Below are 25,395 nucleotides of genomic sequence, written 5' to 3' on the forward strand. Positions count from 1 at the left end.
ATTATAGCGACGGTTTCTCGGCTGTGCTATCCGAAAAATCCGATACGGTCATACGAAGAAACGTTGCGGCGAACTCTTCGGCGCACAGGGGCAGGCTGACGATGTAGCCCTGGATCTGTTCGCACCCTTCTTCAGCCAGGAATTGTTGTTGGGCCAGGGTCTCGACGCCTTCGGCGATGATGGTGAATTGCATACTGCGGCCCAGCGCGATGATTGCCCGCACGATGGCCACGTCGTGCGGGTCATCGGGCAGGCCACGGACGAAGGACTGGTCGATCTTGAGGAAGTCCAATGGCAAACGCTTGAGATAGCTCAGGGAGGAGTAGCCGGTGCCGAAGTCGTCTATCGCCAGTTGCACACCGAGTTTTTTCAGCTGGTGCAGCACCGCGAGGGCTTCTTCGGCCTGGCTCATGATGAAGTTTTCGGTAATTTCCAGTTGCAACAAGCCGGGCTTGAGGTGGTGCTCACGCAGCAACTGTTCGATACGCCCCAGCAGGTTGGGTTGGCGCAATTGGGCTCCGGCAAGGTTGACCGACAGCGGGCCGAGGCTTTCGTAGGCGTCGTTCCATTCGGACAGTTGTCGACAGGCATGTTCCAGTACCCAGTCGCCAATCTGCAGGATCATGCCGTTTTCTTCGGCCAGGGGGATGAAATGCTCCGGCGGTACGTCGCCAAATGTGGGGTGGGTCCAGCGAATCAGCGCCTCGGCGCCCACCAGGCGATTGTCGGCAAGGCTGAATTTGGGTTGGAAGGACAACGATAATTCGTTGCGCTCGATGGCGCGTCGCAACTCGTGTTCCAGTGCCACCCGCTCACTGGCCTGGGCGGTGAGGTCGCGGGTGTAGCTTTCAACCCGGTTGCGGCCCTTGGCCTTGGAGCGGTACATCGCCGCATCGGCATTCTTGACCAGCGTGGCGACGTCGCAGCCATCCTGTGGGTACAGGCTGGTGCCGATGCTGGCGCTGATGAAGAACTCATGTTCGCCGGCCTGGAACGGTGCGGCAAAGCAATTCAACAGTTTTTGGGCAATGTGTTCGGCGTCGCTGGGTTGTTGCAGGCCTGGCAGCAGGATGATGAATTCGTCACCCCCCAGGCGCGCCACGGTATCGATATCGCGCAACTGCTCGCGCAGGCGCACGGCGATACCCTTGAGCAGCAGATCTCCCACCGGGTGTCCCAAGCTGTCATTGATGTGCTTGAAGCGGTCCAGGTCCAGGAACAGTACCGCACCCTGGCCGCCATCTTCCTGCTGGCTGTTGAGCGCCGTCAGTAATCGGCTTTCGAACAATGTGCGATTTGGCAGGCCGGTGAGCGGGTCGTGGTGCGCCTGGTAATCGAGTCGGGCCTGGGCGTGCTTGAGGCTGGAAATATCGGCAAAGACCGCAACGAAATGGGTGATTTCCCGATCCCGGTTACGCACCGCGCTGATGGTCAGCCAACTGGGATACAACTCGCCGTTTTTACGCCGGTTGGAAATCTCCCCCTGCCAGTGTCCCTCGGCGGTCAACTGGTGCCACATCGCGGCATAGAACGCACTGTCATGCAGGCCGGAAGCCAACAGCCGCGGCGTGTGACCCAAGGCTTCGGTTTCGCTATAGCCGGTGATCTCGCTGAAGGCGCGGTTCACCGCGCTGATGTGCTGTTGTGTATCGGTGATCAGCACGCCTTCGGCAGTGCTTTCGAACACGGTGGCTGCCTGTTGCAGTTTTTCCTGCATCAGGTGGCGTTCGGTGATGTCCCGGGCGATGGTCAGCATGCAGTCTTCGTTGCCGATGGGCAGAGGGCGGCTGGACACTTCGCAGAGCCTTATCTGCCCATCGTTACGGCGGATATGACATCTGAAGTCCCTGACATAACCGTCTCGTTGTAATTGGTCGAGCATCTGTTTGCGCTCATTGAGGTTGACCCAGATACCCAGGTCCAGGGTGGAGCGGTCCACCGACAAGGCGCTGTTGAAACCGGTAATACGGCTGAAGCCTTCGTTGACCTCAATCAGCAGGCCGTCGCTTTGCCGGGACAGTAGCAGGCCGTCGGGCGAGGCATGAAAAGCTTTGGCGAACTTCTCTTCGGAAGTCTGCAACTGCTGCTGTGTTTCCTTGAGCTGGCTGATATCACGGACTACCACGACCAGGGCTGGGGTGGTGTCGAGGTCGAAGGGTTCGGCCGATATCAGCCCGGTGAACACCTGGCCATTGCTGCGGCGAAAAGGCATCTCCAGATTGCGGATGCTGCCGGCCTGTAATCGTTGCAGCAGGCCCGGGCCGACGTCCTGGATGCCCCAGATGTTCAGTTCGGTCGCGGTTTGGCCCACCACCTCTGCGGCGCTCAGGCCAATCTGCTCCTCGAAGGCTTTGTTGACCTCCAGCAGGCAACCGTCCATCAGGCGCGCTATCACCAGGATGTCCGGGCATTGACGGAATACCGAGGCGAATTTTTGCTCGGAGAGGCGCAGCGCTTCCTCGGTGCGTTTGGCTTCGCTGATGTCGATCATCAACCCGCGCATCACCGGTTCGTGGCCGTGTTCGATCAGGCTGACAATGTCGCGCACCCACAGGCAGCGGCCGTCAGCAGTGATCACGCGGTAATCAATGCAATGGTCCCGGCCCGCCAGCACTTCATGCTCACAATAGCTCTGGGCGCGGATCAGGTCGGCAGGATGAATGATGTTGCGCCAGAACCCTGGAATCAGCCAGTGGGAGAGGGGATAACCGAGCAGATCTTCGGCGTGAGGCGACACGTAGCTGTAGGTGAAGTCACTGACCCTTGCCTCCCAGGCAATTGCTGAAAGGCTCTCCACCAGCCCGCGGTAGTGGTATTCGCTGCTGCGCAGTTCTTGTTCCAGATCAACTCGTCGCGCGATCTCTGAGCTGAGGCGGCGATTGATGCGAATCACCGCCGCAAGGACACCGCTCAAGAGGAGCAGCGCAGGCAAGCCGTAAACCAGCAGGTCTGACCAGAACCTTCGGTAATCTCGGACATTGCCGACCCATTTCTCCTGGATTTCGCTGATCTGGGCCGGGCTCATGTCCGCTATCACCTTGTCCAGGATACCCACCAGTATCCTGTTCTCCCGGGGGACGCCCATGGCCAGTTGATAGCGATAGGGTGTTTCTCCGCTGACATAGAGCCCGTCAAGCTTGAGTTGGCGCAGGCTCCAGACACTGGAAGCCAGGTCGCCCACCACCGCATCCACTTTATCTGTGGCCAAGGCTTGCAAGGCTGAGCTGACATTGGGCAGCGCCACCAGATTCAGGTCTGGATGGTGGTTGCGCAACAGTTCGTGGGGCGCATAATTTTCCACCACGGCGATTTTCAGCCCGTACAAATCCTCAAGGTTATGAGGTTCTGCGCCGCCATGATGGGCCAGGATGACGATGGGAAAGTCCAGATATGGGCGGGTGAAAGCCAGGTAGTTCTGACGTTCGGGCGTGGACATGATGCCGGGTAAAAGATCGATTTTGCCCTGTGCGACCTGCTCCAGCACCATCGTCCAACTGACGGGCTCGATAGGCGTGAGCGTGACAGCCAGCCGCTCGCGGATAACATCCACGTAGTCGGCGGCCAGGCCCTGATACCGCCCCTGATCGTCGCGAAATTCGAACGGTGGCCAGGAGGCGTCGACACCCAGGCGCAGGTCGGGGTGGTCCTTGAGCCAGCGGCGCTCTTCGTCGGTGAGCGTCAGCGCGCCAGCCGTTGCGGTCCAGCTCATCAATGACAGCAAAATCACGGCCGTCAGTCTGGGCATCACGGTCTCGTCATGGCTTGGGGAGGATGTTTCGAGTGTAGACGGGCAATAGGGCGGGGGGGCGTAGCGGGGGGATTTTATCTGCACATAACAAAACCCCCGGCAGGGCCGGGGGTTTTTAACATCACTCGTCGAGGAAGGAGCGCAGGTGCTCGCTTCGCGTCGGGTGGCGCAATTTGCGCAAGGCCTTGGCCTCGATCTGACGAATCCGCTCGCGGGTTACGTCAAACTGCTTACCGACTTCCTCAAGGGTGTGGTCGGTATTCATGTCGATGCCGAAACGCATGCGCAGTACCTTGGCTTCACGGGCAGTGAGGCCGGAGAGCACTTCGCGAGTCGCTTCCTTGAGACTCTCAACGGTGGCGACATCGATCGGCGACTGCATGGTGGAGTCTTCGATGAAGTCACCCAGATGGGAGTCTTCGTCATCACCGATCGGGGTTTCCATGGAGATCGGCTCTTTGGCGATCTTCAATACCTTGCGGATTTTGTCCTCAGGCATTTCCATGCGTTCGCCCAGCTCTTCCGGAGTCGGTTCACGACCCATCTCCTGCAACATCTGCCGGGAAATGCGGTTGAGCTTGTTGATGGTCTCGATCATGTGCACCGGAATACGGATGGTGCGGGCCTGGTCGGCGATCGAGCGAGTGATCGCCTGACGGATCCACCAGGTGGCATAAGTCGAGAACTTGTAGCCGCGACGGTATTCGAACTTGTCCACCGCTTTCATCAGACCGATGTTGCCTTCCTGGATCAGATCGAGGAATTGCAGGCCGCGGTTGGTGTACTTCTTGGCGATGGAGATCACCAGACGCAAGTTCGCTTCGACCATCTCTTTCTTCGCGCGGCGGGCCTTGGCCTCACCGATCGACATGCGACGGTTGATGTCCTTGATCTCGGCGACGGTCAGGCCGGTTTCGGCCTCCAGCGCGGTCAGCTTCTGCTGGCAACGAATGATGTCCGGTTGCAGGCGGGCAATGGCTTCAGCGTATTTGCTTTTGCCTTTGGCCAGTGCATCGGTCCAGCTTTCGTCGACTTCGTGGCCAGGGAACTGACGCAGGAAATCAGCACGTGGCATGCGGGCATCACGCACGCACAGTTGCATGATCGCGCGCTCTTGCTGACGCAGACGATCCAGGGCGCCGCGGACACGCTCGACCAGGCCTTCGAACTGCTTTGGCACCAGTTTGATCGGCATGAACAGCTCGGCCAGTGCCAACAGCTCGGCAATTGCCTGCTTGTTGTTGCGGCCATGCTTCTTCAGCGCCTTGCGGGTGATTTCCATCTGGTCGGCCACAGCGCCGAAACGCTGGGCAGCGATGACCGGATCCGGACCGCTTTCGGCTTCTTCTTCGTCGTCGCTGGCTTCGGCGTCGTCGTCATCGGTGTCGTCGTCGGCCTTGGCGGCTTTCGCGTCGATCGGCGGCGGCACTTCGGCTGCAGGCGGCGCGATACCGTCGTCCGGGTCGATGTAACCGCTCAGGACGTCGGACAGGCGGCCACCTTCGGTGGTGACGCGGGTGTACTCGGAGAGAATATGGTCAACCGTGCCAGGGAAGTGCGCGATTGCGCCCATCACTTCGCGGATGCCTTCTTCAATGCGCTTGGCGATTTCGATTTCGCCTTCACGCGTGAGGAGCTCTACCGTACCCATTTCACGCATGTACATGCGCACGGGATCGGTGGTGCGACCAATGTCGGTCTCGACCGCTGCCAACGCTGCGGCCGCTTCTTCAGCGGCCGCCTCGTCGGTATCGGCGTCGGCCAGCATAAGGGCATCCTTATCTGGAGCAACCTCGAATACGTTGATCCCCATGTCGTTGATCATGCGGATGATGTCTTCCACCTGTTCCGGATCTGAAATATCCTCCGGCAGGTGGTCGTTGACCTCCGCGTAAGTCAGGTAGCCCTGCTCACGACCCAATAGGATCAACTCTTTGATACGAGACTGCTGTTGCGCTTTTCCGGACATAACACCCTATCCACTGAAGGTCTTGGCGGGCAAAAAACAAGCCGAGGATTATACCTGAGCTGTGACCTCACGCGCCAGTTGAGGTCGGGTTTGATGCGCAAACATTGCGGCTGAGTAAATCGCGCAATTGGTTTTTCTCTTCGCTGGTCAACTCGCTCTGGCGAGCTTTTCGCAGAAGTTGTTCCAGATTTCGCTCGCGTTGGCGGGCGGACAAGCTAGTAATGGTGTCGAAAAACTGTTGTTCAAGGTTGTCTCCATCAATCAACCATTCCTTCTCGGCCAGGGCCTTCAACAGGCGCCCTTGTTCGGTGCCGTGCCATCGGGCGATCAACTGGAAAGAGTTAAGTTTGGGGTTCTTCTGCACGGCTTCAAGGAGTGCGATCAGCAATTGCGTATTGCTGTGGTCCTCGGCGGCGAAGTGCCCGGCGTCCTCGACCTTTTCAGCCAGTTGCGGGTGGTGCAGCAAAGTCCGCAGGGCGGCCAGTGTTGGTGGTTCGACGGCGGCCGGCACGCGCGGGGCACGTGGCTGGTCGCGATCGCCGCGCTTACCGTTCTTGTCCCAGGGTTTTTTGTCCCATTTCTTGCCGCCGCTGCCCGGTTTCTTGGGTGTCCATTCCTGCGCAGGCGCGTAGTCCTGCTGAGGTTGATGATAGTCGGCGAAATCCGGCATCGCGTCGTAATCAATGCCTGGGTCGTAAGCCGGCGGTGCTTCCTGGGGGGCGCTGTGGACCAACTGATTGACCGTTTCGCTGTTCAGGCCGGTGATTTCGGTCAGACGCTGGCGCATCAGTGTGCGCAAGTTGGCGCCGGGTACCTTGTCGATCAGCGGTGCCGCGAGGGTGGCCATATGAGCCTTGCCTTCGAGGGAGCGTGGATCGGCTTCTTCGGTCAACTGCTGGAAAAAATAATCGGCCAGCGGTTGCGCGTGCTGGTTGATCCGCGCACGGAAAGCATCGGTGCCTTCGGAGCGCACCAGGGTATCCGGGTCCTCGCCCTCGGGTAAAAACAGAAAGCGCGCTCGCCGCCCATCCTGCAGGCATGGCAATGTCGCTTCCAGTGCTCGCCAGGCGGCATTGCGGCCGGCCTGATCGCCGTCGAAGCAGAACAGCACGCTGGGCACGACGCGAAACAGGCGCTTCATGTGCTCTTCGCTGGTGGCGGTGCCCAGGGTAGCAACGGCATTGCGCAAACCTTGCTGGGCCAGGGCGATCACGTCCATGTAACCTTCGACGACGATGATTTCGTCGAGGTTGCGGTTGTTCTTGCGCGCTTCGTACAGCCCGTAGAGTTCCTGTCCTTTATGGAATACCGGGGTCTCCGGGGAGTTCAGATACTTGGGTTTGTCGTCGCCCAGGACCCTGCCGCCAAACGCGATGATCCGTCCGCGCGTGTCACGGATCGGGAACATTACCCGGTCGCGGAAGCGATCATAGCGCTTGCCGGTTTCGGCATTCTCGATCAGCAGGCCGGCGTCGATCATCGCGCGCTGCTGCAAGGTGTCGCTGCTTAAGTGCTTGTACAGATTGTCCCAGCCGGGCGGGGCAAAGCCGAGGCCGAAATCCCGGGCGATTTCCCCGGTCAGGCCGCGGCCCTTGAGATAATCCACGGCTGCCTTGCGGGCAGGATGGCTTTTGAGGGCCTGGCGATAAAAATCGGCCGCCGCTGTCAGCAATGGGTAGAGCGGCGAGTCGGTGGGTTGGCGCGGTTTGTGCGCTCGGCCACTTTCCTCGCGGGGAATTTCCATGCCGGCGGCTTTGGCCAGTTCTTCGACAGCCTGGGGGAAGTCCAGGTTGTCGTGGTCCATGATGAAGCCGAGGGCATTGCCGCCAGCGCCACAGCCGAAACAGTAGTAAAACTGTTTGTCGGGGCTGACGCTGAAGGACGGGGTCTTTTCCTTGTGGAACGGGCAGCAGGCCGTGTAATTCTTGCCGGCTTTTTTCATTTGCAGGCGAGAGCTGACCACATCGACGATGTCGGTGCGGTTCAGGAGGTCGTCAATAAAGCTCTGGGGAATCAGCCCGGCCATGGCGTTCTCATCATCACTGCGCGAAATATGGACCCGAAATCAGCAGGCGTAACCGACTCTTGGTCTTGAGGCACGGTAAAACGGTGGCTCGACCGGGTCGTCTGCATCATCGCTGTCGGGAAGTGTATCTGCCGATAGTCCACTGACGTTAATCACTAATCAGTATTCGACTGTTTGAATATGTTGCGCTGAGTCCGGTAACGGCCGTTCAGGCCTCGGATCATCAGGCGGGCACGCAAGCAGGTGCCTTGGGCTGATCGTCGTTAGAGGAATCAGGGTGTGCTCGTCAGTAGCCTTGGAAGGCTCGTCAGAAGAGACGTGCACCGCTGGCAAAAGAGCCAGGTCTGACGTGGTAAAGCAGGTTGTCTCGGTCGCATGTGCGACTTTGACAGTGAAGCATCAAGCGTTTTCCGCAAATGCCATAAGCCCGGCTTGAGGGCCGGGCTTGGCAGAAGCTTGCTACGGACGTCTGTGTATTAGTACAGACGTACGGCGCGGCGCTGTTCGCGCTGAACTTTCTTGGCGTGACGCTTAACAGCGGCTGCTGCTTTGCGCTTACGCTCGGAAGTCGGCTTCTCGTAGAATTCGCGGCTACGAACTTCAGCCAGAACACCGGCTTTTTCGCAGGAGCGCTTGAAACGACGCAGAGCTACGTCGAAGGGTTCGTTCTCTTTTACTTTGACGGCTGGCATCCAGAGCTACCTTCATTCATTACCGGGGTCAACATCCTCGCGGCAAAAGAGCACTTGAAGACGTCGGTTTTTAAGGGTTGCGGATGTTAACCCCTCATCGCTCGGAATGCAAAGCCTCTGATCGAAAACCGCTGGTCGGGGCACAACGTGACGACTATTATGCGCGCCTTCGAATTCAGCCTCTACAAGGCGCAAACCCATGCTAGTACTGGGATTAGAAACTTCCTGCGACGAAACCGGTGTCGCATTATACGACAGTGAACGCGGCCTGTTGGCCGATGCGCTGTTCAGCCAGATCGACCTGCACCGCGCCTATGGCGGCGTGGTGCCCGAGCTTGCGTCCCGCGATCACGTCAAGCGCATGCTGCCCTTGATTCGCCAGGTCCTGGCCGAGGCCGGCTGTGTGCCGACCGAGATCGACGCCATTGCCTACACCGCCGGGCCGGGCCTGGTGGGCGCGCTGCTGGTGGGTGCTTCCTGTGCCCAGGCGCTCGCCTTCGCCTGGGGTATCCCGGCCTTGGGTGTGCATCACATGGAGGGTCATTTGCTGGCGCCGATGCTGGAGCCGCAACCGCCTGAGTTTCCGTTCGTCGCTTTGTTGGTCTCTGGCGGTCATACACAGTTGGTCCGGGTCGATGGCATCGGCCAATACGAACTGTTGGGGGAAACCCTGGACGACGCTGCCGGTGAAGCCTTCGACAAGACCGCGAAGATGATGGGCCTCAATTACCCGGGCGGACCGGAAATCGCACGGTTGGCGGCCCAAGGAGTGGAAGGGCGTTTCGTCTTCCCGCGGCCGATGTGTGACCGCCCCGGTCTGGATTTCAGCTTCAGCGGCCTGAAAACCTTCGCCCTGAACACCTGGCAGCAATGCGTCAGCGCCGGAGACGACGGCGAGCAAGCCCGTTGCGACATCTCGCTGGCGTTCCAGCAGGCGGTGGTGGAGACTTTGACCATCAAGTGCAAGCGCGCCCTGAAACAGGCCGGACTCAAGCGTCTGGTGATCGCTGGCGGAGTCAGTGCGAACAAGGCTTTGCGCGTGTCACTAGAGAACATGCTTGGCAGCATGAACGGCGACGTTTACTACGCCAGGCCGGAGTTCTGCACAGATAACGGGGCGATGATTGCCTTCGCCGGATGCCAGCGTTTGCAAGCCGGCCAGCACGAAAGCCTGGCAATCAGCGTGCAGGCGCGCTGGCCCATGGAGCAGTTGTCACCGCTGTAGGGCGTATGGATTAAAAATGCCGTTCGCGCCCGGCAAACAGGTCGCGTAGATTGCCCCGGTGGCGCCAGACGATCAGTGCAACGAGTGCGGTTACCGGCAGCAAGGCCGCCGGCTCCTGCCAGGCCAGCAATGGCAGGATCAGCGGTGTGGCGATCAGGGCGGCCAGGGAGCTGGTGCGGGTCAGGTAGAACGTCAGCAGCCAGGCAGCGACGGCCAGCAGGGCGGCGGGGGGATACAGACCCAGCAGCATGCCGGCGGCGGTGGCGACGCCCTTGCCGCCGCGAAAGCGAAAGTACAGTGGGAACAAGTGACCCATGACCGCGCAGACACCGATCCAGGCCTGTTGCTGCAACGAAAGTCCTGCAAGATTGGCGAGCAGAACCGGGACAAGGCCTTTGCAGAGGTCGCCAAGCAAGGTCAGGATGGCAAGTTTGCGTCCGGCCAGGCGCAGCATGTTGGTGGCGCCGGCATTGCCCGAGCCACTCATTCGCGGATCCGGGCGACCGGTCAGGCGGCTGAGCAAAATGGCGAAGGACAGCGAGCCGAGCAGGTAGGCGAAAGTCGCCAGTAACCAAAACATGCTAACTATTCCGGGCGAGGACGCCCTGATTCTAACGGCGCATTGCGCCCTTGTCGTGCTGCGGAGAAGAGTGCTTGGACAGAGTGTTTATCGAAGGCCTGGAAGTCGACACGGTCATTGGTGCCTACGACTGGGAGCGCGGCATCCGCCAGTGTCTGCGGCTGGATCTGAGTTTCGCCTGGGATAACCGTCCGGCCGCCGCCGGCGATGACCTGACCCTGGCGCTCGACTACGCCAGCGTATCGTCGCGCATCCAGGCATTTGCCGAGCAAGCCCAGTTCCAATTGGTCGAGACCTTTGCCGAACGACTGGCCCAGGCGCTGATGGACGAGTTCAAGATTACCTGGTTGCGCCTGAAAGTGACCAAGCCCGGCGCTGTGCCGGCCGCCAGTGGCGTGGGCGTGGAGATCGAGCGCGGATGTCGCTGACTCAGGTTTTTCTCGGGCTCGGCAGCAATATCGAGCGCGAAGCCCACTTGTGCGCAGGTCTTGAAGCCCTTGCCGGTTTCCTGGTGGACATACGCTGTTCGGCGGTATTCGAGAGCCAGCCGGTGGGGATCAAGAGCGGGCCTTTCTTCAATTTCGTCGTAGCTGCCTACACGGATCTGCCGCTGATGGAGCTGGACCGTCGCCTCAAGTTCATCGAGGCAGACAACGGTCGTTATGCGCCGGACCGTAAAGGGCTGCCGCTGGATATCGACGTGTTGTTGTATGGCGAGCAGGTCGGCAATTTCGATGGCTTGATCCTGCCCCGCGCCGAAATTCTCAAGAACGCCTTTGTCCTGTGGCCATTGTCGTTGATTGCACCCGATCGGATACATCCTGGCGTAGGTAAAAGCTTCGCGACTTTGTGGGATGAGTCGCAGATTGACCAGGTGTTGGCTCCGGTGGCTTTTGAATGGCGGGGTGTACCGCTCACGCCTTTGGAGCTGCTGTCAGGCCTCTGACGTCATCGCGAGCAGGCTCGCTCCGACATTGCGCCTGAGCGGCCCGCGATGCCTTTGGGAGCGAGCCTGCTTGCGATGGCCAAGATGCAAGCCGACACAAAGCTTTCTCAGCTCGCCGCGTCTTTATACGCTTTCAATGCCCGAAGACGCTCGCGCTTGATCGCCTCGCCCAGTTCAGGTCCCTTGAAGCCTTTTTCCAGCAAGGGCTGCACCGCTACTGCGCGAGCGGCCGCTGCCGCTCCACGCAGGTAATCCGCCTGTGGATAACTTCGACTCTCCAGGCCCTTGCGGCCGCGCGCATCCATCTCGCACGCGGCGATGAACTCCTCGAAGCGCTGAGGGCGGCGATACACGTCAAAACTCTGCAACAGCTCAAGCAAAGTGGAGGCCTTCAGCTCAAGCGCACGATGGCCGTGGGTATGGTATTGACCGACCAATAAAGCCAACTCCTGACAGTCGCGTGGAGCCTTGAAACGTTCATTGACCGCCTTGATCAGCTTCAGGCCCGTGTGTTCATGGGCGATATGCCGGGGCCATTCGTGCGCGGGTGTCAGGCCTTTGCCCAAGTCATGCAGCAGGCACGCCCAACGAACTGTCAGGGGTTGTTCATGCAGCGCGGCCTGCTCCAGCACGCTCAGGGTATGGACGCCGGTGTCGATTTCAGGGTGATGGGCCTCGGGTTGCGGCACGCCGAACAGTGCATCCACCTCGGGCATCAAGACTTTGAGGGCTGTGCAATCGCGCAGGACTTGGATAAACACCTGCGGTTGTTTTTCCATGAGAGCGCGGGAAATTTCTTTCCAGCTGCGCTCGGCGGTCAAGGCTTGCAGTTCGCCCGAGTCGCTGAGCTGGCGCATTAGTTCCAGGGTTTCGTCCGCCACTTTGAAACCCAGCGGAGCATAGCGCGCGGCAAAGCGGGCAACCCGCAGGACCCTGAGGGGATCTTCGGCGAACGCGGGGGAAACATGGCGTAGAAGGCGGGCTTTGAGATCGCGTTGGCCGTGGTACGGATCGGTAAGATTGCCATGGTCATCTTCGGCCATGGCGTTGATCGTCAGGTCCCTGCGGATCAGGTCTTCTTCGAGGGTCACTTCAGGGCTGGCGTGGAACACGAAGCCGCCATAACCGCGGCCACTTTTGCGTTCGGTGCGGGCGAGGGCGTATTCCTCCCCGGTCTTGGGATCAAGGAATACCGGAAAGTCAGCTCCCACCGGGCGAAAGCCCTTGGCGAGCATATCCTCGGCCGTAGCCCCCACCACGACCCGATCAATGTCGGTGACAGGAATGCCCAGCAGGCGATCGCGAACGGCGCCGCCGACTTTATAGATCTGCATAAAAAACCTCCGTTGGTCTGACAGGATAACCTTTGCGCCAGGCCTTCGGAGGTGGAAACGGGTTCAAAGATGAATGACAGCCAGGTCCAACCGGCCATAATCTCCTTCGGTTTGCTCGGTTCTGGGGGGCACGTGATGGGTTTTCATCACCTGCTCGCCTTGCAGGGTTTCGAGATGGATGTCGAACCCCCAGAGGCGGTGCAGGTGCTTGAGGACTTCATCGGTTGAGTCGCCCAACGGTTTGCGATCATGCGCCTGATGGCGCAGCGTCAGCGAGCGATCGCCCCGGCGATCGATGCTGTAGATCTGAACGTTGGGTTCGCGGTTGCCCAGGTTGTATTGCGCCGCCAGTGTCTCGCGGATGACGCGATAACCGCTTTCATCGTGGATGGCAGGCACCAGCAGGTCATCTTTCTGGTCATCATCGAGGATGCTGAACAGTTTCAGGTCGCGGATGACCTTGGGCGAGAGGTACTGGAGGATGAAGCTCTCGTCCTTGAAGCTGCTCATGGCGAATTTGATAGCGGACAACCAGTCCGAGCCGGCGATGTCCGGGAACCAGCGCCGATCCTCCTCTGTGGGGTTTTCACACATGCGCCGGATATCGCGGTACATGGCAAAGCCCAGTGCATAAGGGTTGATGCCGCTGTAATACGGGCTGTCGAAACCGGGCTGGAACACCACGCTGGTGTGGGACGTGAGGAACTCCATCATAAAACCGTCGGTGACCAGGCCTTCGTCGTACAGGTCGTTCATGAGCGTGTAATGCCAGAACGTGGCCCAGCCTTCGTTCATGACCTGGGTCTGGCGTTGCGGATAAAAATATTGAGCGATCTTGCGCACGATGCGCACGATCTCCCGCTGCCACGGCTCCAGCAGCGGCGCGTGTTTTTCAATGAAATAGAGGATGTTTTCCTGAGGCTCGGCAGGGAAGCGCGCGTTGTCTTTCTCGCTGTACTTATCCGCCCCTTTGGGAATGGTGCGCCACAGATCGTTGATCTGCTTTTGCAGATGTTCTTCGCGGTCCTTTTGGCGACGGCGTTCTTCTTCGGCGGAAATCGGATACGGCCGTTTGTAGCGGTCCACGCCGTAGTTCATCAGCGCGTGGCAGGAGTCCAGCAGGTCTTCCACGGCATCGATGCCGTGACGCTCCTCGCATTGCATGATGTATTGCTTGGCAAATACTAGGTAATCGATGATCGAGCTGGCATCGGTCCAGGTGCGAAACAGGTAATTACCCTTGAAGAAGCTGTTGTGGCCGTAGCACGCATGGGCCACCACCAAGGCCTGCATGCAGATGGTGTTTTCTTCCATCAGGTAGGCGATGCAAGGGTCGGAGTTGATCACGATCTCATAGGCCAATCCCATCTGGCCGCGGCTGTAGGACTTCTCGGTACTGAGGAAGTGCTTGCCGTAGGACCAGTGATGATAGCCCAGTGGCATACCGACCGAGGCGTAGGCGTCCATCATCTGCTCGGCGGTGATCACCTCGATCTGGTTCGGATAAGTGTCCAGGGCATAACGGTCCGCGATACGGCTGATTTCCCGGTCGTAGGCCTGGATCAGCTCGAACGTCCATTCGGAGCCGGTGGAGATGGGTTGACGCTTCTGCTCTTTTTTGGCGGTCATGTCACTAACCTGCGCTGGAAGAGTTCACGGAAGACCGGGTAGATGTCCCCGGCCGAGACCAGTTGCTGCTGGGCAAATGTGTCGGAAAACGCTTCGGCAATGCGTTCATATTCGTACCACAAGGCCTGATGTTCCCGTGGAGTAATTTCCACATAGGTGTAGTACTGGACGAACGGCATGATCTGGTTAATCAGGATGTCGCGGCAAATGGGTGAATCATCGTTCCAGTTGTCGCCGTCGGACGCTTGGGCTGCATAGATGTTCCATTCATTGGCTGGATAGCGTTCGGCCATGATTTCCTGCATCAGCTTCAGGGCACTGGAAACGATCGTGCCGCCGGTTTCCCGGGAATAGAAGAACTCCTCTTCGTCCACTTCCCTGGCGCTGGTGTGGTGGCGGATGAACACCACATCTATCTTGTCGTAGTTCCGTTTGAGGAACAGGTACAACAGGATGAAGAACCGCTTGGCAATATCCTTGGTGGCCTGGGTCATGGACCCCGACACGTCCATCAGGCAGAACATCACGGCCTTGGAGCTGGGGTTGGGTTGTTTCACCAGCAGGTTGTACTTGAGGTCGAAGGTATCGAGAAATGGCACACGGTGAATCCGCGCGCTAAGTTTTTCGATCTCCGCTTCCAGCTCCTGAATATCGCCAAAATTGTCGGGTTCTTCGCGCTTGAGGCGGGCGAGCTCCTCCTTGGTCTCGCGCAACTTTGCCCGGCTGCTGCCAGACAGCGCGATGCGCCGGGCATGGGCCGAGCGAAGCGTACGGATAATGTTGATACGCGAAGGATTGCCTTCATTGCTGATGCCGGCGCGCACCGTCTTGAACGTATCGGTGCCGGTCAGGTTGCGCTTGACCAGATTCGGCAGCTCGAGGTCCTCGAACATGAACTCCAGGAATTCCTCCTGGGTAATCTGGAACACGAATTCGTCCATGCCCTCGCCGGAGTTACCGGCCTTGCCCGGACCTCTCCCGCCACCTCCGCCTTGCGGACGCGGAATGTGTTCGCCGCTGGTGAATTCCTTGTTGCCGGGGTGCACGACAGTCTGTTTGCCGCCACGCCCGTGGTGAAGCACCGGCTCGTCGATGTCGCGTCCGGGGATGCTGATCTGCTCGCCATGTTCCATGTCGGTAATGGAACGGCGACTGACCGCCTCTTCGACGGCCTTCTTGATATGGTCGCGGTAACGCCGCAGAAACCGCTGGCGGTTCACCGTGCTTTTGTTCTTGCCATTAAGGCGTCGGTCGATCACATAGCTCATAGGTGGCCCTCTGGGCAGCTTCAAGTTCTCAGCTTCAAGCTGCAAGCCGCAAGCGCAGGGACGGTGAGCGCCCCTGCAGCTCATGGCTTGAAGCTTGCCGCTGCTTCACTGCCTCACTGCGATTTCCGGACCCGCAGGTACCACTCGGAGAGCAGTCGTACCTGTTTGTCGGTGTAGCCACGTTCGACCATGCGTGTGACGAAGTCGTTGTGTTTTTGCTGGTCCTCCTTGCTGGCCTTGGCGTTGAAGCTGATGACTGGCAGCAGGTCTTCGGTGTTGGAGAACATTTTCTTCTCGATGACCACCCGCAGCTTCTCGTAGCTGAGCCAGGTCGGGTTCTTGCCGTTGTTGTTGGCCCGGGCCCGCAAGACGAAGTTGACGATTTCGTTGCGGAAATCCTTGGGGTTGCTGATCCCGGCCGGTTTCTCGATTTTTTCCAGTTCCTCGTTCAGCGCCACGCGGTTGAGGATTTCGCCGGTTTCCGGATCGCGGTATTCCTGATCCTGGATCCAGAAGTCCGCGTAAAGCACGTAGCGATCGAAGATGTTCTGCCCATATTCGCTGTAGGACTCCAGGTACGCGGTCTGGATTTCCTTGCCGATGAACTCGATATAACGCGGAGCCAGATACTCCTTCAGGAAACGCAGGTAACGCTCGCGGGTTTCCGCCTGGAATTGTTCCTGCTCGATCTGCTGTTCCAGCACATACAGCAGGTGAACCGGGTTGGCTGCGATCTCGTGTGGATCGAAGTTGAAGACCTTGGACAGGATCTTGAAGGCAAACCGTGTGGACAGACCATTCATCCCTTCGTCGACCCCCGCGTTGTCGCGGTATTCCTGGATCGACTTGGCCTTCGGATCAGTGTCCTTGAGGTTCTCACCATCATAGACGCGCATCTTCGAATAGATGTTGGAGTTTTCCGGCTCCTTCAGGCGCGACAGCACCGTGAACTGGGCAAGCATCTTCAGTGTATCGGGGGCGCAGTGGGCCTTGGACAACGAGCTGTTGAACAGCAGCTTGTCGTAGATCTTGACCTCATCGGTGACTCGCAGGCAGTAGGGCACCTTGACGATGTAGATCCGGTCGATGAAGGCTTCGTTGTTCTTGTTGTTGCGGAAGGTGTGCCATTCCGATTCGTTGGAGTGCGCCAGCAGGATGCCGCTGAACGGAATCGCCCCGAGGCCTTCAGTGCTGTTGTAGTTGCCTTCCTGGGTTGCGGTCAGCAGGGGGTGCAGCACTTTGATGGGCGCCTTGAACATTTCGACGAATTCCATCAGGCCTTGGTTGGCCCGGCACAGCGCACCCGAATAGCTGTAGGCGTCGGCGTCGTTTTGAGGAAACTCTTCCAGCTTGCGGATATCGACCTTGCCCACGAGGGCCGAAATGTCCTGGTTGTTTTCATCCCCCGGTTCGGTCTTGGCCACCGCGATCTGGTTGAGGATCGAAGGGTAGAGCTTGACCACCCGGAACTGGCTGATGTCACCGCCGAACTCGGCCAGGCGCTTGGTGGCCCATGGCGACATGATGGTATTGAGGTAGCGGCGCGGAATACCGAAGTCTTCCTCCAGAATCGCGCCATCTTCGGTAGCGTTGAACAGCCCCAGGGGGGATTCGAACACTGGAGAACCCTTGATGGCGTAGAAGGGCACCTTTTCGATCAGCTCCTTGAGCTTCTCGGCCAGGGACGATTTACCGCCGCCGACGGGACCAAGCAGGTACAGGATCTGTTTCTTTTCTTCCAGACCCTGAGCTGCGTGGCGGAAATAGGACACGATCTGGTCGATGCACTCTTCCATGCCATGGAAGTCCTGGAAGGTCGGATAGCGGCGAATCACCTTGTTGGAAAAGATCCGCGAAAGCCTCGAATTGGCCGAGGTATCCAGCAGTTCCGGTTCTCCGATTGCCAGCAACAGGCGTTCCGCAGCCGATGCGTAGGCGCTGCGGTCCTGCTTGCAGAGATCGAGGTATTCCTGCAGCGAGTATTCCTCCTGCCGCGTGGACTCGAAACGTTGCTGGAAGTGGCTAAAAATACTCATGACGTCACCTCGCTCGATACGTGGAGCCGGTGTCGGATCAATCAGTCGATGCTGGTCGGCCGCTGGGAACCCAGCTGCCGTTTACCCCCCAGAATGCTTTCAGAAATGCCGTCTCCTGAAAGCTGTCTCCCGATGAACCCGCGCGCCGGTGTACCGGCTCTCCCCTGTTTTGGATGGCCTGAGGCTAAGGATAGTTCGGAATCGGAGAGGTAAAGGTTGAATGCGTAATTAGTTGTGGCAGACCGTTCGTCCGCCATCACCCAAACCCGCGGTTCACGTGGGCTTGGGCGTCATAAAAATTATTCCGGGTTACCTGGGGCTGTTTCTGCAGGATAAGTCGTGCGCCACAGCTCAAAACCGCCGTCCAGGCTATAGACATCGGAGAAGCCTTGGCTGACCAGGTAAGCGGCTGCGCTCTGGCTGGAGTTGCCGTGATAACAGACCACCACCACGGGGGCATCGAGGTCCGCATTGCGGATGAAATCGGAGAGGGAGTGGTTATCCAGATGGGTCGAGCCGCTGATGTGCAGGGCGGCGAAGGTGGCCGGATCTCGAACGTCGACGACAACCGCGCCTGTTTCACGCAGGGCCTGGGCCTGCTCTGGGGGGATGCGTTTAAAAGCGGTCATTTGGGACTCCTGTAGCCTGACGCGCGGCATCGATCAAACGATGGTAGCGGCCGTTACTGATGCAATGGTCGGATGATGAAGGGATTTGGCGTGACCCTGTTCGTCACACTCGCAACGCAGTTGCTCGCCAGAGTCGACGTTCATCAGCGTCATCGCGCTACCCCATACACATCCGGTGTCGAGGGCGAAAACCCCAGGTTCGTCGGATTGGCCTTCCAGTGCCGCCCAGTGCCCGAAAATGATCTTCAGATTACGGGTCTTGCGCTCTTTGTGTTTGAACCAAGGGGCGTAGCCAGGTGGCGCGGTCTCGATGCCTTCCTTGCCCTTGAGGTCCAGCTTACCGTCGCGGGTGCAGAAGCGCATGCGGGTGAAATAATTGGTGATGACTCGCAGACGGGCGGTGCCGGTGAGATCGTTGTCCCATTTGACCGGTTCATTGCCGTACATGCCATCCAGGTAGGGGCCGAACAGGTTGTCGTCGCGTAGCGCGTGTTCGACTTCGCCGGCGTACTTGAGCGCCTTGCGCAAGGACCACTGGGGTGGGATGCCGGCGTGCACCAGCGCCAGGTTGCGTTGCTCGTCGTAGTGCATGAGCTTTTGCAGGCGCAGCCATTCCAGCAGCTCGACGCAATCGGGGGCATCGAGGATCTCGCTCAAGGTATCGGATTTTTTCAGGCGTTCGATGTTCTGCCAGGCGGCCAGCAGGTGCAGGTCGTGATTACCGAGCACGCAGACCAGCGAATCGCGGATGTTGTAGAGAAAGCGCAAGGTCTCAAGCGATTGCGGGCCGCGATTGACCAGATCGCCCACCAGCCACAGCGTGTCTTTCTGTGGGTCGAAGGTGACCCGTTCCAGCAGGCATTTGAGCGGGTCCAGGCAACCTTGCAGATCGCCGACCGCATACGTGGCCATCAGTGCAAGGCTCCGGGCACCGCCAGGCGAAACGGCTTGATGATCGCGTCGAAACGCGTGCCGTCCTCCGCCAGCATCTGGTACGTGCCCTGCATGGTGCCGACCTTGGTCGTCATGACCGTCCCGCTGCTGTAGCTGTGGCTTTTTCCAGCGTCGATCAGCGGTTGCTGACCGACCACACCCTCGCCCCGCACGTGCTCAACATGACCATCGCCGTCGGTGATGACCCAGTGGCGTGATAGCAGGCGGGCTGGCAATGAGCCGTTATTGCTCACGGTAATGGTATAGGCGAAGGCGAAACGGTTGTGCTCAGGTTGCGACTGTTCTGCCAGAAAGCGGGTGGCGACGCTGACGTCGACCTGATAACGAAGATCGGACATGCAAAAAGGCCTTAAAAGCGAAGCGGGACGCGGGCGTAGCTGAGAAGATCAGTCTAGGCCATGTATCGGGTAGTAGACCAGACGTCCCTCCCGATAGCGATGAGCTTGTCAGATGGCGTCGGCTTTGGGCGTTACCTGTTCGCTGAGTTTGTCGGCCAGGCGCACGAACGCCGCCAGGTCCAATTGCTCGGGACGCAGGCTGCCGTCAACGCCGGCGGCTTCGATTTCGGCGCTGCTGAGCAATAGCTTCAGGGTGTTGCGCAGGGTTTTGCGACGCTGATTGAAAGCTTCGCGTACGACGCGCTCCAGCAGGCGATGATCCTTGGCCGGGTGCGGCAGGACGGCATGGGGTACCAGGCGGACGATGGCCGAGTCGACTTTGGGGGGCGGGTTGAATGCCCCAGGGCCTACGTTGAACAGATGTTCGACCCGGCAATGGTACTGAACCATGATCGACAGGCGACCCCAGTCACCGCCGCCAGGGCCTGCAGCGAGCCGTTCGACCACCTCTTTTTGCAGCATGAAGTGCATGTCGCGGATCAGGCCAGCGTTGCTCAGCAAATGAAAGATCAGCGGCGTGGAGATGTTGTACGGCAGATTCCCCACCACCCGCAGGGTATTGGGCGCAGCCTCCAGGCTATTGAAGTCGAACTTCAGCGCGTCGCCCTGGTGCAGGTTGAAATTGCTCATGCCAGCGAACTGCTGGTTGAGGATCGGGATCAGGTCCTTGTCCAGTTCCACCACATCCAGTTGCGCACCGCTGCCGAGCAGGCCTTCGGTCAGCGCGCCCTGGCCCGGGCCAATCTCCAGCAGGCGATCGTCGGGTTTGGCATTGATGGAGCGCAGGATGCGATCGATTACGCCAGCGTCATGCAGGAAGTTCTGGCCGAAGCGCTTACGCGCGCGGTGTTGGTATTGCTCGGTCATAAATGGGTCTCGGCCATCTGGTAGGCGGTTTCCAAGGCGACCTGCAGGCTGCCGGTATCGATCCTGCCACTGCCGGCCAGGTCCAGGGCGGTGCCATGGTCCACCGATGTGCGGATGATCGGCAGGCCCAGGGTTACGTTGACTGCCGCGCCGAAGCCTTTGTACTTCAGTACGGGCAGGCCCTGATCGTGGTACATCGCCAGCACCGCGTCGCAGTGCTCCAGATATTTGGGGGTGAACAGAGTGTCGGCAGGCAGCGGGCCACGCAGGTCCATGCCCTCGCTGCGCAAGCGCTCCAAGGTGGGTTCTATGGTGTCGATTTCTTCATGGCCCAGATGTCCGCCTTCACCGGCATGGGGGTTGAGCCCGCACACCAGGATACGGGGCCGGGCGATGCCGAACTTTTCCTGCAGGTCGGCGTGCAATATCCGCGTGACCCGCTCCAGGCGTTGCGGGGTGATGGCCTCGGCGACGTCCCGCAAGGGCAGGTGCGTGGTCACCAGTGCCACGCGCAGGCCGCGGGTGGCGAGCATCATTACCACCTGCGTGGTGTGGGTCAGGTCCGCCAGGAACTCGGTATGCCCGGAAAAGGCAATCCCGGATTCGTTGATCACGCCCTTGTGCACCGGAGCGGTGATCATGCCGGCGAAACTTCCGTCCAGGCAGCCCTGGCCAGCGCGGGTCAGGGTTTGCAGGACGAATGCCGCGTTGGTCTTGTCCAGTTGCCCGGTAACCACCGGGGCGCCCAGTGGCGTATCCCAGACATACAGGCTGTTGGCGGGTGCCGGAACATCCGGCCAGGCTCCCGGTGTCACCGGCAGCAGGTCGACGACCACCCCCAGCTGCGCAGCCCGCTCGAGGAGCAGGTCGCGGCTGGTGATGGCTATCAGGGGATGTGGCTGGGGTTGCGAGGCGAGCAGCAGGCACAGGTCGGGACCGATGCCGGCAGGCTCGCCGGGTGTCAGCGCGAAACGCTTGGGTTTCACTGCGCTGCCTGGTCTGCACCAGGGAGTTTGATTTCGACGTAGGCTTCATCGCGAATCTGACGCAGCCAGGTTTGCAGCTCTTCGTCGTATTTGCGGTTGCGCAGCACGGTCATCGCCTGTTGTTCACGAGCCTGGGTGGTGCTGTCGGTGGCGCGGCGGCCAAGGACTTCCAGTACGTGCCAGCCATAAGGGCTCTTGAACGGCTTGGACAACTGGCCTTGTGGTGTCTCGGCCATCACCTGGCGGAACTCGGGCACCAGTGCGTTCGGGTCAACCCAGTTCAGGTCGCCGCCGTTGAGGGCTGAACCCGGGTCTTCCGAGAAGCTCTTGGCCAGCTCGGCGAAATCTTCACCCGCTTCGATGCGCTCATAAAGCTTTTCCGCCAGACGCTGGGTCTCGGCTTCGCTGCGGATCTCGCTTGGCTTGATCAGGATATGACGAACATGCACTTCGTCACGCACCTGAGCACCGCCACCGCGCTTTTCCAACAGCTTGAGGATAATGAAGCCGCCGGGCGTGCGGGCTGGTTGAGTGATGTCACCCACGGCCATGCTGCTCAGTTCGCGATCGAACGGAGGGGGCAATTGGGCGGCTTTGCGCCAGCCCATATCACCACCTTCCAGGGCGTTGTCACTGCCAGACCTGGCAATGGCCATCTGACCGAAGTCGGCGCCTTGCTTGAGCTGCTGGTAGATGTCCATCGCCTGACGGTAAGCATTCTGGATGGCTTCGGAGTTGGCGCTTTCCGGGGTAGGAACCAGGATGTTCGCCAGGTGCAGTTCCTCGGAAAGCTGCATCTTGCCCAGATCGGAGGCGAGGAAGTTTTTCACTTCCTGCTCGGACACCTGGATGCGTTCGGCTACACGACGCTGGCGCACACGGCTGATGATCATCTCGCGGCGGATCTGATCGCGAGCGTCCTCGTAAGAGAGGCCGTCGCGAGCCAGGGCGGCGCGGAACTGGTCGACGCTCATGTTGTTGCGCTGGGCAATGGTGCCGACGGCCTGGTTCAATTCTTCATCAGTGATGCGGATGCCCGAGCGTTCGCCAATCTGCAATTGCAGGTTTTCGACGATCAGGCGTTCGAGCACTTGTTGATCCAATACGCCCGGAGGCGGCAGGCCACCACCGCGCTTGGCGATGGTCTGCTGCACTTCATGGACGCGCTGGTCCAGCTGGCTTTGCATGACCACGTCGTTGTCGACGATAGCCACCACTTTGTCGATGGGCTGTACCGCAGCGTTGGCCGCGGTACCCAGGAACAGCGCGCCCAGCATCAGCGGGCGCAGACAATCAGAAAGCTTGGTCTTCACGTTCACGATAACCTTGGATGCCTTTGTCGAGGAAGCTCTCTACCTTGGCGCCGGTGAGGCCGCCGAGTCCCTTCAGGACAATTTGGAGGAAGATGCCGTGGTCGCCCTTCTCGTTTTCCGGGGCGGCTTGACTGAACTCTTCATAGTCGACCCAGTAACGGTTGATCAGGCGCAGTTTCCAGCAGCAGTTGTCGTATTCGAAACCACCAAAGGCTTCCAGGGTACGGTTGCGGTTGTAGTCATACTGCCAGCGGCTGATGAGATTCCACTGCGGCACGACAGGCCAGATGACCGAGAAGTCGTGCTGCTGGATCTTGTAGTAGTCCTTCACGTAGCCCGGAGTGCCCGGAGTGCCATAGTCGCCGCCGCCCACGGACCATTGGCCAGTAGTCTGGTCGTAGCGCACCTGGTCGTTGCGGTAGCGGTAACCGGCGTTGATGACCTTGTTCGGGTTGTCTTCAGGCTGGTAGTGGAACATCGCGCTGCCCGAGCGAGGGCTGCGGGTGTCCGGGTCCCAGTTGTAGGTAGCCGTGGTTCGCCAATCGCGGTTCCAGCGGAATTCGTACTCCAATGCATAAGGAGATACGTCTGACTTGGCATCTTCACGCGTGTTGAAATCGATGCCTGGCAGTTGAACTTCGCGGTCCTTGAAGTAAAAGGCCTGGCCAACGCTGACACGCTGGCGCTCGAAACCGTTTTCCTGGATCCAGCGGCTGGTCACGCCCAGGGAGAGTTTGTTCTCGTCGCCGACACGGTCGGAGCCGGAGAAACGGTTGTCCCGGAACAGCGAGGAGTAGCTGAAGGTGGATTCGCCAGTGTCGAAAACCGGGATGTCGCTCTGATCTTTCTCTGGAACATAGAGGTAGAACAGGCGCGGCTCCAGGGTTTGACGGTAGTTACTGCCAAACCACTGGGTGTCCCGGTCGAAGTACAGACCGCTGTCGATGCTGGCGATTGGGACGCCGCGGCTCTGGCTGCCACTATAAGTACCCCGCAGGCGATCAGCCTCGGCAGACTGTGCGGCGATTTGCGACTTGCCCGTACCATCCAGGTCCAGATCGTATTGGGTGTACTGGTATTTAAGCGACGGCTTGATGAAGCCATAGCTTGCTTCCATCGGAAGGCTCACAACCGGCGACAGGTTCAGGCGATTGCCGTTAGCCCGTGCCAGGCCGCGAACGTTGGTATCCAGCCATGGCTCGAAGTTGCCGTCCTCATCGGTGTAATTGCCGGTCCGCAAATCCCGATCAAACCGCACCAATTCCGTCTGGTAAGCGAAATCCAGACCATACGGGTGCTGCGGCAGTGCGCCATTGAAGGTGATCTGCGGTAGGCGGTTGTACGGCGTGATCTTCGAAATCGTCGCCATCTGGTAAGCCTGTACATTCAGCCGCGCAACGTAGTAGTCACCCCGATAACTGACTGCACCCTGCTGGTTTACCCGGTCATTGGACTCAACACCAATCTGGTCGGACTGCAGATCCTGGAAGTAATAAGGATCGCTGATCTTGGTGTAGTCGACTTCCGTCAGCACGCGCGAATCGAGCCCGCCCTTGTGCTGCCAGTTGTACATGTAGCGGGTCTTGTCGTAGTCGGACTGGCCGCTGCGTTCATCGTCTTCATCGTTGAGGTACGCCGCACCGAACTGACCTTCGCTGGACTTGGTCAGGTAGCGGAATTCGCCTTCCATCAACAGGCCGCGCTTGCTCATGTAGCGCGGATACAACGTGGCATCGTAGTTGGGTGCCAGGTTGAAGTAATACGGGGTGACCAGCAAAAAGCCGGTATCGCTGCCGGTGCCGATGGTCGGCGGCAGGAAGCCGGACTGGCGACGGTCATCGATCGGGAAATAGATGTACGGCGTATACAGGACCGGGAAGTCCTTGACCCGCAGCGTCACGTTGGTGGCGGTGCCGAAGCCGGTAGCCGGGTTCAGGGTGATGTTGTTGCCCTTGAGCGCCCAGGCGTTGCTGCCCGGCTCGCACGTGGTGTACGTACCGTCCTTGAGGCGGATGATCGCGTTTTCGGCACGCTTGGCGTACAGCGCGTTACCGCGGATGCGCGACTTGTGCATCACGTATTCGGCGTTGTCGACTTTGGCTTCGCCAGTGTCCAACTGCACATCGGCGTGGTCGCCGACGATGAGCGCACCGTTATCGCGAACGCGCACGTTGCCGCTCAGCTCGCCGCGGTTTTCAGCCTGGTACAGGTTGGCCTCGTCGGCCTCGACCTGCATGCTGCCTTGACGCATGACCACGTCGCCGGCCAGCGTTGCCACCTGCTCTTCCTGCTGGTAGCGCGATGCTTTGGCGCCAAGGAAGGTCGGAGCGTCGCTTTTGTCCGTCTTGTCATTCATGCCAGGACGAACGGGCTCGATATAGGCGCCGGCGCAATAAGGACCGGTTTCGGCCAATTGGGCAGGGGTGAGGTTCTCCCGTGGAACCCAGTCCAGGTGACTGTAGTCCGCACTGCGAGACTTCAGGCCGCGGCCTTTGGCTTCGGTGACGAGCACGGGCTTGTCGCCGGCTTCTTCGCCCGAGCCGCTGTCGGCCGGGGCCTCGCCGCTGGCGGAAACCGCACTGCCGTCATGCACCGGACGTGGCGGCAATGCAGCAGCCGGCGTCTTGGGCGAACAGTCCCAGGCACCCGAAGCGGAGACGGAGCAGTCATACTGCTCTGCCGCGACGACGAATGAAGAGGCCAAGGGTTGCAGGGCCAGCAGACTGCCGGTGACCAGCAACGGAAATTTTTTACGAAACGCGGGGGATTTCAATGCCATCTTATTAGTCCGGGCT

General features: G+C 59.6%; 19 protein-coding genes. 3 read left to right on the forward strand and 16 right to left on the reverse strand.

Annotated features, from left to right (window positions below; translation table 11 throughout):
• Position 1: 1 nt before the first annotated feature.
• The 4 genes from MKS85_RS13310 to rpsU form a co-directional block, all read right to left on the reverse strand.
• The gene (locus MKS85_RS13310; protein WP_047228084.1) at positions 2-3,745 is read right to left on the reverse strand and encodes a bifunctional diguanylate cyclase/phosphodiesterase; all 3,744 of its coding nucleotides are present in this window, start codon (positions 3,743-3,745) and stop codon (positions 2-4) included.
• 124 nt (positions 3,746-3,869) lie between these two features.
• On the reverse strand, positions 3,870-5,717 hold the full coding sequence (rpoD, locus tag MKS85_RS13315) for an RNA polymerase sigma factor RpoD (protein WP_047228083.1): 1,848 nt from the start codon (positions 5,715-5,717) through the stop codon (positions 3,870-3,872).
• Between the two features lie 67 nt (positions 5,718-5,784).
• A complete protein-coding gene (gene dnaG / locus MKS85_RS13320; protein WP_107323001.1) occupies positions 5,785-7,743 on the reverse strand; it encodes a DNA primase in 1,959 nt (652 codons plus the stop codon).
• A gap of 476 nt (positions 7,744-8,219) precedes the next feature.
• A complete protein-coding gene (gene rpsU, locus MKS85_RS13325) occupies positions 8,220-8,435 on the reverse strand; it encodes a 30S ribosomal protein S21 (RefSeq protein ID WP_002551877.1) in 216 nt (71 codons plus the stop codon).
• A 199-nt stretch (positions 8,436-8,634) separates the two neighbouring features.
• Here rpsU and tsaD point away from each other — a divergent pair, with 199 nt between their 5' ends.
• Positions 8,635-9,660, forward strand: a complete 1,026-nt coding sequence (tsaD, locus tag MKS85_RS13330) for a tRNA (adenosine(37)-N6)-threonylcarbamoyltransferase complex transferase subunit TsaD (protein WP_188251804.1) — start codon at positions 8,635-8,637, stop codon at positions 9,658-9,660.
• 10 nt (positions 9,661-9,670) lie between these two features.
• Here tsaD and plsY read toward each other — a convergent pair whose 3' ends face one another.
• Positions 9,671-10,240 carry a glycerol-3-phosphate 1-O-acyltransferase PlsY gene (gene plsY, locus MKS85_RS13335; protein ID WP_139049024.1) on the reverse strand — a complete coding sequence of 190 codons (570 nt, stop codon included), beginning with the start codon at positions 10,238-10,240 and terminating at the stop codon, positions 9,671-9,673.
• A 74-nt stretch (positions 10,241-10,314) separates the two neighbouring features.
• Here plsY and folB point away from each other — a divergent pair, with 74 nt between their 5' ends.
• Together folB and folK are read left to right on the forward strand one after the other, a co-directional pair.
• Entirely contained in the window at positions 10,315-10,668 is a 354-nt protein-coding gene (folB, locus tag MKS85_RS13340) for a dihydroneopterin aldolase (RefSeq protein WP_018607238.1), read from the forward strand.
• Entirely contained in the window at positions 10,659-11,186 is a 528-nt protein-coding gene (gene folK, locus MKS85_RS13345; RefSeq protein ID WP_047228079.1) for a 2-amino-4-hydroxy-6-hydroxymethyldihydropteridine diphosphokinase, read from the forward strand. The genes folB and folK overlap by 10 nt, the downstream gene beginning before the upstream one ends.
• Positions 11,187-11,293: 107 nt before the next feature.
• Here the strand turns inward: folK and MKS85_RS13350 are convergent, their stop codons facing one another.
• From MKS85_RS13350 to MKS85_RS13400, 11 genes are all read right to left on the reverse strand, one after another.
• Complete coding sequence (locus tag MKS85_RS13350; RefSeq protein WP_188251803.1) at positions 11,294-12,520, reverse strand: multifunctional CCA addition/repair protein; 1,227 nt, start codon at positions 12,518-12,520, stop codon at positions 11,294-11,296.
• A gap of 63 nt (positions 12,521-12,583) precedes the next feature.
• On the reverse strand, positions 12,584-14,149 hold the full coding sequence (locus MKS85_RS13355; protein WP_047228077.1) for a SpoVR family protein: 1,566 nt from the start codon (positions 14,147-14,149) through the stop codon (positions 12,584-12,586).
• Positions 14,146-15,417, reverse strand: a complete 1,272-nt coding sequence (locus tag MKS85_RS13360; protein ID WP_047228076.1) for a YeaH/YhbH family protein — start codon at positions 15,415-15,417, stop codon at positions 14,146-14,148. Before MKS85_RS13360 ends, MKS85_RS13355 begins: the two co-directional genes overlap by 4 nt.
• Before the next feature lie 113 nt (positions 15,418-15,530).
• Entirely contained in the window at positions 15,531-17,453 is a 1,923-nt protein-coding gene (locus tag MKS85_RS13365; protein ID WP_047228075.1) for a PrkA family serine protein kinase, read from the reverse strand.
• 299 nt (positions 17,454-17,752) lie between these two features.
• Positions 17,753-18,082 (reverse strand): thiosulfate sulfurtransferase GlpE, encoded by a 330-nt coding sequence (glpE, locus tag MKS85_RS13370; protein ID WP_047228074.1) that lies wholly within the window; start codon positions 18,080-18,082, stop codon positions 17,753-17,755.
• A 33-nt stretch (positions 18,083-18,115) separates the two neighbouring features.
• A complete protein-coding gene (locus tag MKS85_RS13375) occupies positions 18,116-18,994 on the reverse strand; it encodes a symmetrical bis(5'-nucleosyl)-tetraphosphatase (RefSeq protein ID WP_047228073.1) in 879 nt (292 codons plus the stop codon).
• Positions 18,994-19,374, reverse strand: a complete 381-nt coding sequence (gene apaG, locus MKS85_RS13380) for a Co2+/Mg2+ efflux protein ApaG (protein WP_047228072.1) — start codon at positions 19,372-19,374, stop codon at positions 18,994-18,996. The genes MKS85_RS13375 and apaG overlap by 1 nt, the downstream gene beginning before the upstream one ends.
• A gap of 108 nt (positions 19,375-19,482) precedes the next feature.
• Positions 19,483-20,301, reverse strand: a complete 819-nt coding sequence (rsmA, locus tag MKS85_RS13385) for a 16S rRNA (adenine(1518)-N(6)/adenine(1519)-N(6))-dimethyltransferase RsmA (RefSeq protein WP_139049026.1) — start codon at positions 20,299-20,301, stop codon at positions 19,483-19,485.
• On the reverse strand, positions 20,298-21,287 hold the full coding sequence (gene pdxA / locus MKS85_RS13390; protein ID WP_139049027.1) for a 4-hydroxythreonine-4-phosphate dehydrogenase PdxA: 990 nt from the start codon (positions 21,285-21,287) through the stop codon (positions 20,298-20,300). Before pdxA ends, rsmA begins: the two co-directional genes overlap by 4 nt.
• Entirely contained in the window at positions 21,284-22,600 is a 1,317-nt protein-coding gene (gene surA, locus MKS85_RS13395; protein ID WP_139049028.1) for a peptidylprolyl isomerase SurA, read from the reverse strand. The genes pdxA and surA overlap by 4 nt, the downstream gene beginning before the upstream one ends.
• The gene (locus MKS85_RS13400; protein WP_188251802.1) at positions 22,581-25,379 is read right to left on the reverse strand and encodes an LPS-assembly protein LptD; all 2,799 of its coding nucleotides are present in this window, start codon (positions 25,377-25,379) and stop codon (positions 22,581-22,583) included. Before MKS85_RS13400 ends, surA begins: the two co-directional genes overlap by 20 nt.
• Positions 25,380-25,395 lie beyond the last annotated feature (16 nt).

The organism is Pseudomonas sp. JL2, assembly GCF_031570495.1.
Classification (GTDB): Bacteria; Pseudomonadota; Gammaproteobacteria; order Pseudomonadales; family Pseudomonadaceae; genus Aquipseudomonas; species Aquipseudomonas rhizophila.

Excerpts from the sequence above, each read along its gene's own strand:
- plsY (WP_139049024.1), bottom strand. The coding sequence starts at position 10,240 with ATGTTTTGGTTACTGGCGACTTTCGCCTACCTGCTCGGCTCGCTGTCC.
- rpsU (WP_002551877.1), bottom strand. The coding sequence starts at position 8,435 with ATGCCAGCCGTCAAAGTAAAAGAGAACGAACCCTTCGACGTAGCTCTG.
- apaG (WP_047228072.1), bottom strand. The coding sequence starts at position 19,374 with ATGTCCGATCTTCGTTATCAGGTCGACGTCAGCGTCGCCACCCGCTTT.
- MKS85_RS13375 (WP_047228073.1), bottom strand. The coding sequence starts at position 18,994 with ATGGCCACGTATGCGGTCGGCGATCTGCAAGGTTGCCTGGACCCGCTC.
- MKS85_RS13310 (WP_047228084.1), bottom strand. The coding sequence starts at position 3,745 with ATGCCCAGACTGACGGCCGTGATTTTGCTGTCATTGATGAGCTGGACC.
- folK (WP_047228079.1), top strand. The coding sequence starts at position 10,659 with ATGTCGCTGACTCAGGTTTTTCTCGGGCTCGGCAGCAATATCGAGCGC.
- MKS85_RS13400 (WP_188251802.1), bottom strand. The coding sequence starts at position 25,379 with ATGGCATTGAAATCCCCCGCGTTTCGTAAAAAATTTCCGTTGCTGGTC.
- dnaG (WP_107323001.1), bottom strand. The coding sequence starts at position 7,743 with ATGGCCGGGCTGATTCCCCAGAGCTTTATTGACGACCTCCTGAACCGC.
- tsaD (WP_188251804.1), top strand. The coding sequence starts at position 8,635 with ATGCTAGTACTGGGATTAGAAACTTCCTGCGACGAAACCGGTGTCGCA.
- rpoD (WP_047228083.1), bottom strand. The coding sequence starts at position 5,717 with ATGTCCGGAAAAGCGCAACAGCAGTCTCGTATCAAAGAGTTGATCCTA.
- MKS85_RS13365 (WP_047228075.1), bottom strand. The coding sequence starts at position 17,453 with ATGAGTATTTTTAGCCACTTCCAGCAACGTTTCGAGTCCACGCGGCAG.
- rsmA (WP_139049026.1), bottom strand. The coding sequence starts at position 20,301 with ATGACCGAGCAATACCAACACCGCGCGCGTAAGCGCTTCGGCCAGAAC.
- MKS85_RS13355 (WP_047228077.1), bottom strand. The coding sequence starts at position 14,149 with ATGACCGCCAAAAAAGAGCAGAAGCGTCAACCCATCTCCACCGGCTCC.
- glpE (WP_047228074.1), bottom strand. The coding sequence starts at position 18,082 with ATGACCGCTTTTAAACGCATCCCCCCAGAGCAGGCCCAGGCCCTGCGT.
- MKS85_RS13350 (WP_188251803.1), bottom strand. The coding sequence starts at position 12,520 with ATGCAGATCTATAAAGTCGGCGGCGCCGTTCGCGATCGCCTGCTGGGC.
- MKS85_RS13360 (WP_047228076.1), bottom strand. The coding sequence starts at position 15,417 with ATGAGCTATGTGATCGACCGACGCCTTAATGGCAAGAACAAAAGCACG.